Here is an 11211-nt window from a genome sequence, read left to right as displayed (position 1 = left end):
CCCCATGCCGGCGGCCGACGCCGGCGCCGGTCCCGAGGCGGCCGTCGACGCGGCGGCGCGCTACGCCGCCGAGCTCGCCGAGCACGCGGACGACCTCGGACCCGGCGGCGAGCCCGCCCCGGGGGTGCCGGTCTTCGACGTCCTCCTCCTCGGCGTCGGCCCCGACGGGCACGTCGCCTCGCTCTTCCCGGGGCGCCCCGCCCTGGGGCTCCGCGGTGCGACCGTCGTCGTGGAGGAGGACGCGCCCAAGCCCCCGCCGCTGCGCCTGAGCCTCGGCGCCGACGCCCTGCGGGCGGCGTCCGAGGTGTGGCTCGTCGTGTCCGGCGAGGACAAGGCGACCGCTGTCGCGCGGGGGCTCGACCCCGAGGAGGACGCCGTGCGCACGCCGGCCGTGGCCGCCCGCGGCCGCCGCGCCACGCGGTGGCTCGTCGACCGGGCCGCGGCCTCGCAGCTGCGCGGCTGACCCCGTCCCCGCCGTCAGTTGCGGGGCCGCACGCACGAGAGGGCCCGCTCCCCCCGGGGGGAGCGGGCCCTCTCGTGCGTCCAGCTCGTGACGGTCAGGGCACCAGCCGGCGGGCCCGCAGCGACTCGAGCGCCTCCTCGAGGATGGCCGCGCCGTCGGCGTCGTTGCGGCGCTCCTTCACGTACGCGAGGTGCGTCTTGTACGGCTCGTTGCGCAGCGGCTGCGGCGGGTTCGCGCGGTCCTGGCCGGCGGGGAACCCGCAGCGCGGGCAGTCCCAGGTCTCGGGCACGGGCGCGCCGGAGTCCTGCGCGAAGCTGGGCCGCGTCTCGTGCTCGTTGGCGCACCAGTAGGAGATGACGACGCGCGGGGCGCTCTCGCCGCGCTCCGCCTCGCCCATCGGTCCGGCGCCGACCCGGCTGCCCCGGATCGCGTTCCCTCCAGCCACGTGGCCCACTCCTCGTGCTCAGGGCGCCCCGCGGGGCGCTCGTCCGTCCGGTCCGCCGGCGGCTCGCCGCCGGTCCACCTGCTCGTCAGGTGCTGGTCAGATGCTCGGGTCGAAGCGCTCGACGAGGCCCAGCAGCACGACCACCGCGGCCCACAGCAGGGCCATGCCCACCGTCAGCCGGTTGAGGTTGCGCTCGGCGACGCCCGAGCTGCCCACGCTCGCCGACATGCCGCCGCCGAACATGCCCGAGAGGCCGCCGCCCTTGCCCTTGTGCAGGAGCACGAGCAGCACCTGGAAGAGGCCGGTGATGCCGAGGAGGACCAGCAGCACGATCCTCAGGACGTCGATCATGGGGCTCCTCGCGGGTGGTGCCCGCCGTGCGGCGGTGTGCTGGGCGCACCCGCTGTCGCTCCCCTGGAGCCGCTGCGGGTGCCGGGCGGTCGTGCGCGCGCCCCAGGGTACGGGACGGCGCACCGCCGTCGGCCGACCTCGGCCGACGGCGGCGCGGTCGGCTCAGCGGCCGCCGTGGTGGTGCTGGTACCGGACGATCGCGGCGAAGTCCGCCGGGTCGAGGCTGGCCCCGCCGACGAGCGCGCCGTCGACGTCGTCCTCGGCCATGACGGCCGCGACGTTGGAGGGCTTCACCGAGCCCCCGTAGAGGACGCGCACGCCGTCGGCGGCCGCGTCCCCGTGCGTCTCGCGCAGGCGCGCGCGGATCGCCCCGCACACCTCCTGGGCGTCCGCCGGGGTGGCGACCTCGCCGGTGCCGATGGCCCACACGGGCTCGTAGGCGACGACGAGACCTGCGACGGCGGAGGCGTCGAGGCCGGCGAGGGAGCCGTCGAGCTGGGCGAGCACGTGCTCGACCTGGCGACCGGCCTGCCGGACGTCGAGCGCCTCCCCCACGCACACGATCGGCGTGACGCCGTGGCGCAGCGCCGCCGCGGCCTTGGCCGCGACGAGCTCGTCGCCCTCCCCGTGGTCGTCGCGCCGCTCGCTGTGCCCGACGACGACGTACCGGCAGCCCAGCCGCGCCAGCATGGGCGCGGAGACGTCGCCGGTGTGGGCCCCGCTGTCGTGCGGCGAGACGTCCTGCGCGCCGTAGGACAGCTCCAGGCGGTCGCCGTCGACGAGCGTCTGCACCGTCCGCAGGTCCGTGAACGGCGGCAGGACGACGACCTCGACGCTCGCGGCGTCGTGCTTGGCGTCCTGCAGGGTCCACGCCAGCTTCTGCAGCGTCGACGCCGCCTGCAGGTGGTCGAGGTTCATCTTCCAGTTGCCCGCCATGAGCGGGGTCCTGCTCGTGGTGCTCGCCACGCGTCAGCCCTCCAGCGCCTGCAGGCCGGGGAGCTCGTCGCCCTGGAGGTACTCCAGGCTCGCCCCCCCGCCCGTCGAGATGTGCCCGAAGTCGTCCTCCGAGAGCCCGAGGGCCCGCACCGCGGCCGCGGAGTCGCCGCCCCCGACGACCGAGAAGGCGTCGGAGCGCGCGAGGGCCTCGGCCACGGCCCGGGTGCCGGCCGCGTACGGCTCCATCTCGAAGACGCCCATCGGGCCGTTCCAGAAGACGGTGCCGGCGTCGGCCAGCGCCGCGGCGAAGGCCGTGGCGGACTCCGGACCGATGTCGAGCCCCATGCGGTCGGCCGGGATGGCGTCGGCCGCGACGACGCCGTGCTCGGCGTCCGCCGAGAAGGCGGTCGCCGCGACGACGTCGGTCGGCAGGACCACGTCGACGCCGCGCTCGGCCGCCGTCGTGAGGTACCCCCGCACGGTGTCGAGCTGGTCGGCCTCGAGCAGGCTCGTGCCGACGTCGTGGCCCTGCGCCGCGAGGAAGGTGAAGACCATCCCGCCGCCCACGAGGATCCGGTCGGCCGTGCCGAGCAGGGCGTCGATGACGCCGAGCTTGTCGGAGACCTTCGAGCCGCCGAGGACGACGACGTAGGGCCGCGCCGGGTCCTGCGTCAGCCGCCGCAGCACCTCGACCTCGGCGAGCACGAGGCCGCCGGCGGCCGACGGCAGGTGCCGCGGGACGTCGTAGACCGAGGCGTGCCTGCGGTGGACGGCGCCGAAGCCGTCGCCGACGTAGGCGCTGGCGAGGTCGGCGAGGTCGCGGGCGAACCGGCCCCGCTCGTCATCGTCCTTGCTCGTCTCCCCCGGGTTGAAGCGGAGGTTCTCGAGCAGCAGCAGCTCACCGTCGGCGAGAACCGCGGCCTGCTCCTGCGCGGACTCCCCCATCGTGTCGGTGGCGAAGCGGACGGTGACGCCGGGCAGCAGCTCGCGGACCCGCTCGGCGACGGGCGCCAGCGAGTACCGCTCCTCCGGCGCGCCCTTCGGCCGGCCGAGGTGGGCGCACACCACGACCCGGGCGCCCTCGTCGAGCAGCCGCTGCCACGTGGGCAGGGAGGCCCGGACGCGACCGTCGTCGGTGATCTCGCGGACCCCGTCCCGCTCGGCGAGCGGGACGTTGAGGTCGCTGCGGACGAGGACGCGCTTGCCGCGCAGGCCGTCGACCTGCGCGGCGAGCTCCTCGACCGTCCTCACAGGGAGGAGCCGACGTGGCCGACCAGGTCGACGAGGCGGTTGGAGTAGCCCCACTCGTTGTCGTACCAGCCGACGACCTTGACCTGGTCCCCGATCACCTTGGTGAGGGGCGCGTCGAAGATGCACGACGCCGGGTCCTGCGTGATGTCGGAGGAGACGATGGGCGCCTCGCTGTAGCGCAGGTACGGGCCGAGGGCGCCCTCGGCGGCGGCCTTGACGGCGGCGTTGACCTCCTCGACGGAGGTCTCGCGGCCCACGGTGACGGTGAGGTCCGTGGCCGAGCCCGTGGGCACCGGGACGCGCAGCGCGTAGCCGTCGAGCTTGCCCTTGAGCTCGGGCAGCACGAGGCCGATGGCCTTGGCCGCGCCGGTCGAGGTGGGGACGATGTTGAGCGCGGCGGCGCGGGCGCGGCGCAGGTCCTTGTGCGGGCCGTCCTGGAGGTTCTGGTCGGCCGTGTACGCGTGGACCGTCGTCATGAGGCCCTGCTTGATCTCGAACGCGTCGTGGATGGCCTTGGCCATCGGCGCGAGGCAGTTCGTCGTGCAGGAGGCGTTGGAGATGATCGTGTGCGCCGACGGGTCGTACTGCTCGTGGTTGACGCCCATGACGACGGTGACGTCCTCGTCGGTGGCGGGCGCCGAGATGATGACCTTCTTCGCGCCGGCGTCGACGTGCGCGCGGGCCGCGGAGGCCTTGGTGAAGAAGCCCGTGGACTCGACGACGACGTCCGCGCCGAGCTCGCCCCAGGCGAGGTCCTTCGGGTCGCGCTCGGACATGACGCGGATGCGGCGGCCGTCGACGGTGATGCCCTCGGCGTCGGCCGTGACCTCGCCCGGGAAGACCCCGAGGATCGAGTCGTACTTGAGCAGGTGGGCGAGGACGCCGTTGTCGCCGAGGTCGTTGAGGCCGACGACCTCGACGTCGGCGCCGGACGCCGCCGCGGCGCGGAAGAAGTTGCGGCCGATGCGGCCGAAGCCGTTGATGCCCACGCGGATGGTCACGTCGGTCTCCCTGGGGTCGGTGGCCCGCGGTGGGCGGGCCGACGGGGCGGTCGGATCTGCCGGCTGCGGCGCGCCCCCGACCTGCCCGGACGGGCCCGGGGGCCTCGCGGTGTCCCCGGGGGTGCCCGGAGGTGGTCGGACGTGCTCGCCGCAGCGCTGGGATGCCCCCGACCCTAGGGGATCGGCCCCGCGCCCCACCCCCCGGCGCGGCCCGAGGTGTGACGCCGGTCACATGCTGGACGCCGGACCGCCGGGCCCGGCTCCCGGCACGTCGGCCCGGAGGTCGTGCGGGAGCGGGCCCCGGCTCAGACCTCGAGCATCTCCGGGGTAAGGCCCGACTCGGTCCCGGGCACGCCCAGCTCGGCGGCACGGCGGTCCGCCATGGCGAGGAGGCGGCGGATGCGCCCGGCGACGGCGTCCTTCGTCATGACCGGGTCGGCCATGGCGCCCAGCTCCTCCAGCGACGCCTGGCGGTGCTCGGTGCGCAGGCGCCCGGCCACGAGCAGGTGCTCGGGCACGTCGTCGCCGAGGATCTCCAGCGCCCGCTCCACGCGCGCGCCGGCCGCGACGGCCGCCCGGGCCGAGCGCCGCAGGTTCGCGTCGTCGAAGTTGGCGAGCCGGTTGGCCGTGGCGCGCACCTCCCGGCGCATGCGCCGCTCCTCCCACACGAGGACGGCGTCGTGCGCCCCGAGGCGCGTGAGCAGGGCGCCGATGGCGTCGCCGTCGCGCAGGACGACGCGGTCGACGCCGCGCACCTCGCGGGCCTTCGCGGCCACCCCGAGCCGGCGGGCGCTGCCGACGAGCGCCAGCGCCGCCTCGGGCCCCGGGCAGGTGATCTCCAGCGCCGCGCTGCGGCCCGGCTCGGTGAGGGAGCCGTGGGCGAGGAACGCACCGCGCCAGGCGGCCTCGGCGCAGCACGTGGCCCCGCCGACGACCTGGGGCGGCAGGCCCCGCACGGGGCGCCCGCGCCCGTCGAGCAGCCCGGTCTGGCGCGCCAGCGCCTCCCCCTCGCGCACCACGCGGACGACGTAGCGGGTGCCCCGCCGCAGCCCGCCGGGCTGCAGCACGAGCACGTCGCAGGAGGCGCCGAAGACCTCGGTGATGTCCTTGCGCAGCCGCCGCGCGGCCGCCCCCGTGTCGAGCTCGGCCTCCACGACGACGTGCCCCGAGACGATGTGGAGCCCGCCCGCGAAGCGCAGGACGGCCGACGTCTCCGCCTTGCGGTCGCAGGACCGGGTCACGGGGAGGCGGCTGAGCTCGTCCTTCACCTGGGCCGTCAGTGCCATGGCGCCATCATCCCACCGCCGCGCCGGCCTCCGACCCGCCGACCGACGAGCCGGTCACCGACGGCGCCACCACCGTCGACGCCACCACGGTCGACCCGGCGCCCGAGGACGCGCCCCTCCCCGCCGCGGGCGCCCGTCACGCCGACGGCTCGAAGGCGTCGCGGAAGGCCGCCGCCAGCCGCAGGGGGTCGTGGACGTCGTCGCGCCGCGAGCGCGCGACCCGCCGCAGCAGGAGCTGGGCACCGAGGTCGGTGCACAGGCGCCCGAGGGGCTCCGGGTCCCCGACGGCGCGCGGGTCGGCCACCACGGCGTCGACCCGCAGGTCCGGCGCGTGGCGGGCCAGGGCGCCGAGGTGGTCCGCCGCGGTGAGCCCGGCCGTCTCCTGCTGGGAGGAGGTGAGGTTGAGCACGACGCACCGGCGGGCGCGCGTGCGCACCAGCGCGGCGGCGAGCTCGGGCACGCACAGGTGGGGCAGGACGCTCGTGAACCAGGACCCGGGCCCGAGGACGACCCAGTCGGCCTCCTCGACGGCCTCCACGGCCTCCGGGCACGCGGGCGGGTCCGGGGGCTGCAGGCGCACGCCGCCGATGCGACCGGCAGCGGTCGCGAGCGCGACCTGGCCGCGCACCACCCGCGCCGGGCCGCCACCGGGCGGGACGACGTCCCCCTCCACGTCGAGCGGCACGAGGGACATGGGCAGGACGCGGCCGCGGGCGCCGAGGAGGTGGGCCACCCAGTCGAGGCCGGCGACCTGGTCCCCCAGGAGCTCCCAGAGCGCGACGATGAGGAGGTTGCCGACCGCGTGGCCGCCGAGCTCGCCGTCACCGCCGAAGCGGTGTTGGACGACGTCGCGCCACGTGCGCCCCCAGTCGGCGTCGTCGCAGAGCGCGGCGAGGGCCATGCGGAGGTCACCCGGGGGCAGGACCCCGAGCTCGCGGCGCAGCCGCCCGCTCGAGCCGCCGTCGTCGGCCACCGTGACGACGGCGGTCAGGCGGTCGGTGAGGTGGCGCAGGGCCTGCAGGGAGGCGGACAGGCCGTGCCCCCCGCCGAGCGCGACGACCGACGGAGGGGCCGGCGACCCCTCGTCTCCGGACGGCGGCGTCCGCGGAGCCGTCGCCGGAGCGGCCCAGGGCGAGGGCGGGCCCCCGGCCGCCGCGCCTCCCCGGGGCGCCTCACTCACGGCCGAGGTCGCGGTGGACGACGCGGGCGCGGACGTCGGCGCCGGACAGCCGGCGTGCGAGCTGCTCGCTGAGCGCGACGGACCGGTGCTTGCCGCCCGTGCACCCGACGGCGACGGTGACGAAGCCGCGGTGCTCGCGCCGGTAGCCCGCGACGACGGGCTCGAGCGCCGCCACGTAGCGGTCCAGCCACTCCTCGGCGCCCTCCTGGCGCAGGACGAAGTCGCGGACGCCCTCGTCGCGCCCGGTCTGCGCCCGCAGCGACGGCTCCCAGTACGGGTTGGGCAGGAAGCGGACGTCGGCGACGTGGTCGGCGTCGACGGGGATCCCGTACTTGAAGCCGAAGGACATGACCGTGACCCGCAGGCGCGGCCGCCCCGCCTCCCCGAAGACGTCCCCGACCCGGGCGCCGAGCTCGTGCACGTTGAGGGAGCTCGTGTCGACGAGCAGGTCGGCGCCCCCGCGCAGGGCCGCGACGAGGTCCCGCTCGGCACGGATGCCGTCGAGGATCCGCCCCTCCCCCTGCAGGGGGTGGGGCCGGCGGACGGACTCGAAGCGGCGCACGAGCGCTTCGTCGGACGCCTCGAGGAAGAGCACCCGCACGACGATCCCGCGGTCGCGCAGCTCCTCGAGGGCGGACTGCACCTCGGGGAAGAACTCCTGGCCGCGGACGTCGAGGACGACGGCCACGCGGGGCAGCCCGCGCCGCGCGCGGGCGGCGAGCCCCGCGAGCGCGGAGAGCATCTGCGGCGGCAGGTTGTCGACGACGTACCAGCCGAGGTCCTCCAGGCGGTCCGCGACCGTCGAGCGCCCGGCGCCCGACATGCCGGTGACGACGAGGACCTCGGTGCTGCCCTCGGACGCTCCCGGGGGAGCGCCCTCCCCGGTGCCGCCCGCCCCGCCGCGCAGGTCCCGCTGCCGGGGTCGTCGTCGAGCGGGGGCGTCGCGTCCACGCCGCGATCCTCCCAAGCCGGGCGCCCGGCGTCGACGCCCCCCGCCGGGACCGGCCCTCAGTCGTCGAGCAGCTCGCCGGTGGCCGTGTTGACGCGCAGGGGCGCCTCCGCGGCCGCCTCGTCCTCGCGCCGCCCGTCGCGGGGCGCCGGGGCCCCGTTCGCCGGTGTCGTGCTCGCGGGCGCGAGGGCGTCGAGCACCGCGCGGGCCGTCGCGGGCCCGACGCCGGGGACCTCGCACACCTCGTCCACCGTCGCGGCGCGCAGCCGCTTGAGGGAGCCGAAGCGCTTGAGGAGGGCGGTCCGGCGCGCGGGCCCGAGGCCGGGCACGTCGTCGAGAGCGCTGCGGGTCATCGACGAGCTGCGCCGTTGGCGGTGGTACGTGATGGCGAAGCGGTGGGCCTCGTCGCGCACGCGCTGGAGGAGGTACAGGCCCTCGCTCTGGCGCGGCAGGACGACGGGGAACTCCTCCCCCGGCAGCCACACCTCCTCGAGCCGCTTGGCCAGCCCGCAGAGCGCCACGTCCGTCACGCCCAGCTCCTCGAGGGCGCGCGCGGCGGCGGCGACCTGGGGGGCGCCGCCGTCGACGACGACGAGCTGCGGCGGGTAGGCGAAGCGCCGCGGCCGGCCGGACTCGGGGTCGACCGGCGCGTGCCCGGCCGCCCCGTCCGCGACCTCACCGCCCGCGACCTCACCGCCCGCGACCACGGCGCCCGCCGCGCCGGGGGGTGCGGTGGTCGCGTCCTCGTCGGGCGGCGACCCGGCGGGCGGGCTGCCGTCGGCGAGGTGGCGGCGGAAGCGGCGCAGCATCACCTCGTGGATCGCGGCGGTGTCGTCCTGCGCGTCGCCGGCCCGCACCGACTCGCCGCGGACGGCGAAGCGCCGGTACTCGCCCTTGCGCGGCAGGCCGTCCTCGAAGACGACCATCGAGGCCACGACCTCGGTCCCCTGGAGGTTCGAGACGTCGTAGCACTCCACCCGCAGGGGCGCCTCGTCGAGGCCGAGCGCGTCCTGGAGCTCCTGGAGGGCGAGGCTCCGGGTCGTGAGGTCGCCCCCTCGCCGCGTCTTGTGCAGGGCGAGGGCCTGCGAGGCGTTCTTGGCGACGGTCTCGAGCAGGGCGCGCTTGTCGCCGCGCTGGGGCACGCGGACGTCGACCGCGGAGCCCCGCAGCCCCGACAGCCAGGCGGTGACCTGGGCGGCGTCGGCGGGCTCCACCGGCACGAGCACCTCGCGCGGGACGGCCCCGGGGGACGCCCCCGCCGCCGCACCCCCGGCGCCGCCGGCCGCGGCGTCCGCCACCGCGTCGGCGTCGCCGTACACCTGCTGCAGCAGGTGCTCGACGAGGCCGGCGGTCGTGACGTCCTCGACCTTCTCGACGACCCACCCGCGCTGGCCGCGGATGCGCCCGCCGCGCACGTGGAAGACCTGGACGGCGGCCTCGAGCTCGTCCTCGGCGAGGGCGAAGACGTCGGCGTCGGTGGCGTCGGGCAGCACGACCGCGCTCTTCTCGAGGGCGCGGCGCAGGGCGCCGAGGTCGTCGCGGCGCCGGGCCGCCCGCTCGAAGTCGAGGTCCGCGGAGGCCTCGCGCATCTCCGCCTCGAGGCGGCGCACGAAGCGGCTGGTGTCCCCCGCCATGAAGGACGCGAAGTCCTCGGCGAGCGCCCGGTGGTCCTCCTCGCTGATGCGCCCGACGCAGGGGGCCGAGCACTTGCCGATGTAGCCGAGCAGGCACGGGCGCCCGACCTGGGCGGCGCGCTTGAGCACGCCGGCCGAGCAGCTGCGGATGGGGAAGACGCGCAGCAGGAGGTCGACGGTCTCGCGGATCGCCCACGCGTGCGTGTACGGCCCGAAGTACCGCGTGCCCTTGCGCTTGGCGCCGCGCATCACCTGGACCCGCGGCACCGGCTCACCCATCGTGATGGCGAGGTAGGGGTAGGACTTGTCGTCGCGGTACTTGACGTTGAAGCGCGGGTCGAACTCCTTGATCCAGGAGTACTCGAGCTGCAGCGACTCGACCTCGGTGGCGACGGTCGTCCACTCGACCGAAGCGGCCGTCGTGACCATCGTCTGCGTCCGCGGGTGCAGGTTCGCGACGTCCTGGAAGTAGGACGCGAGCCGCTGGCGCAGGCTCCGGGCCTTGCCGACGTAGATGACGCGGCCGTGCTCGTCGCGGAAGCGGTAGACGCCCGGGGAGTCGGGCACCTCCCCCGGTCGCGGGCGGTAGGAGGACGGGTCAGCCACACGCCCAGGGTAGGTCGGGCGTCCGACGGTCCCGACCGTGGCGACCTACGCCCCGGGCGCCGCCTCCTCCCGGCGTGCGGCGCGCTGCACCGGCACCCCGTCGGCGGGCTGGGACGCGACGGGCTGGGACGCGACGGGCTGGGACGCGACGGGCTGGGACGCGAGGGCCGGGGACGGGGCCGCCAGGGCGGCCACCGGCAGCAGAGAGGTCGGGAGGTCGGGCGGCGGCCCGGGGTGCGCCGCGGCGTCGCGGGCGACGAGGTCGGCGAGGTGGTCCACCGGCAGGGCCCGCGACCACAGCCACCCCTGCCCCAGCGTGGCCCCGGCGCGCAGCAGCGCCCGCACCTGCGCCTCGTGCTCGATGCCCTCGGCGAGGACGACGAGCCCGAGGGAGCGGCTGAGCCGCACGAGGGCCTCGAGCACCCGGGCGCTGCGCGGGTCCCCCAGGGCGACGACGAGCGACCGGTCGACCTTGACGACGTCGACCGGCAGCCGGGCGAGGTACGTCAGCGACGCGTAGCCCGACCCGACGTCGTCCAGGGCGATCCGGCAGCCGGCGGCGCGCAGCGCGGCCATGGTCCCCAGGGCCGGGTCCCCCGGCGCCACGGGCACGCCCTCGGTGACCTCGACGACGAGCGAGGCCGCCGGCACGCCCGCCTCGGCCAGGGCGTCCGCGACGGCGGCGGGGTAGCCGGGGTCGCGCAGCTCGAGCGGCGAGGCGTTGACCGACAGGGTGAGCCCGCGCGCGGCGGCGCCGCTGGCCACCAGCGCGTGCAGGCCCCGGCGCAGCGCGTGGCGGCCGAGGGCCGTCACGAGGCCGCTGCCCTCGGCCACGGCGACGAACTCGTCGGGGCCGACCCGGCCCAGCGCGTCGTCCTGCCACCGGGCGAGCACCTCGAAGCCCTTGAGGCGGCCGCTCGCGAGGTGGACGAGCGGCTGGAGCTCGACGTGCAGCGCGTCGGCCGCCAGGGCCGCGCGCAGGCGCCGCTCGACGAGGGCGCGACGGCGCACTCCCTCGGCGACCTCGCCGCGGAAGAGCGCCGTCCGGTCGCCGCCGGCGCGCTTGGCCGCGGTGACGGCGGTCGTCGCCTCGGCCAGGAGCTCGGGCG

Annotated in this window: 11 protein-coding genes; 1 reads left to right on the top strand and 10 read right to left on the bottom strand. The window is 76.9% G+C overall.

Going from position 1 to position 11211, the window contains the following annotated elements:
- Positions 1 to 463, top strand: a 463-nt coding sequence (locus HLB09_RS08155) for a 6-phosphogluconolactonase (protein ID WP_171202893.1), incomplete at its 5' end; no start/stop codon positions are given.
- Between the two features lie 94 nt (positions 464 to 557).
- On the opposite strand, the gene HLB09_RS08150 is transcribed toward HLB09_RS08155, so the two are convergent.
- The 10 genes from HLB09_RS08150 to HLB09_RS08105 form a co-directional block, all read right to left on the bottom strand.
- Positions 558 to 908: an RNA polymerase-binding protein RbpA gene (locus tag HLB09_RS08150; protein ID WP_171202892.1), complete on the bottom strand. Its 351-nt coding sequence runs from the start codon at positions 906 to 908 to the stop codon at positions 558 to 560.
- A 96-nt stretch (positions 909 to 1004) separates the two neighbouring features.
- The gene (gene secG, locus HLB09_RS08145) at positions 1005 to 1256 is read right to left on the bottom strand and encodes a preprotein translocase subunit SecG (protein ID WP_171202896.1); all 252 of its coding nucleotides are present in this window, start codon (positions 1254 to 1256) and stop codon (positions 1005 to 1007) included.
- A gap of 165 nt (positions 1257 to 1421) precedes the next feature.
- Positions 1422 to 2195, bottom strand: coding sequence for a triose-phosphate isomerase (gene tpiA, locus HLB09_RS08140; protein WP_171202895.1), 774 nt, complete (start codon positions 2193 to 2195; stop codon positions 1422 to 1424).
- Positions 2196 to 2228: 33 nt separating this feature from the next.
- Positions 2229 to 3446, bottom strand: coding sequence for a phosphoglycerate kinase (locus HLB09_RS08135; RefSeq protein ID WP_171202891.1), 1218 nt, complete (start codon positions 3444 to 3446; stop codon positions 2229 to 2231).
- Positions 3443 to 4447, bottom strand: a complete 1005-nt coding sequence (gene gap, locus HLB09_RS08130) for a type I glyceraldehyde-3-phosphate dehydrogenase (protein WP_171202890.1) — start codon at positions 4445 to 4447, stop codon at positions 3443 to 3445. The genes HLB09_RS08135 and gap overlap by 4 nt, the downstream gene beginning before the upstream one ends.
- Positions 4448 to 4752: 305 nt before the next feature.
- Positions 4753 to 5733, bottom strand: a complete 981-nt coding sequence (whiA, locus tag HLB09_RS08125) for a DNA-binding protein WhiA (RefSeq protein WP_171202889.1) — start codon at positions 5731 to 5733, stop codon at positions 4753 to 4755.
- Positions 5734 to 5869: 136 nt separating this feature from the next.
- Positions 5870 to 6913 carry a gluconeogenesis factor YvcK family protein gene (locus HLB09_RS08120; RefSeq protein ID WP_171202888.1) on the bottom strand — a complete coding sequence of 348 codons (1044 nt, stop codon included), beginning with the start codon at positions 6911 to 6913 and terminating at the stop codon, positions 5870 to 5872.
- Positions 6906 to 7880 (bottom strand): RNase adapter RapZ, encoded by a 975-nt coding sequence (gene rapZ, locus HLB09_RS08115; protein ID WP_246234751.1) that lies wholly within the window; start codon positions 7878 to 7880, stop codon positions 6906 to 6908. The genes HLB09_RS08120 and rapZ overlap by 8 nt, the downstream gene beginning before the upstream one ends.
- Before the next feature lie 41 nt (positions 7881 to 7921).
- Complete coding sequence (gene uvrC, locus HLB09_RS08110; RefSeq protein WP_171202887.1) at positions 7922 to 10102, bottom strand: excinuclease ABC subunit UvrC; 2181 nt, start codon at positions 10100 to 10102, stop codon at positions 7922 to 7924.
- A gap of 45 nt (positions 10103 to 10147) precedes the next feature.
- A partial coding sequence (locus tag HLB09_RS08105) for an EAL domain-containing protein (protein ID WP_171202886.1) occupies positions 10148 to 11211 on the bottom strand: 1064 nt, incomplete at its 5' end.

Origin of the sequence: Pseudokineococcus marinus (genome assembly GCF_013004605.1) — a bacterium.
GTDB classification, from domain to species: Bacteria; Actinomycetota; Actinomycetes; order Actinomycetales; family Quadrisphaeraceae; genus Pseudokineococcus; species Pseudokineococcus marinus.
This window is presented reverse-complemented; position numbering and strand designations above follow the sequence as displayed.

Bases quoted from the DNA above. Each gene is read 5' to 3' on its own strand.
- whiA (WP_171202889.1), bottom strand. From the start codon at position 5,733: ATGGCACTGACGGCCCAGGTGAAGGACGAGCTCAGCCGCCTCCCCGTG.
- tpiA (WP_171202895.1), bottom strand. From the start codon at position 2,195: ATGGCGGGCAACTGGAAGATGAACCTCGACCACCTGCAGGCGGCGTCG.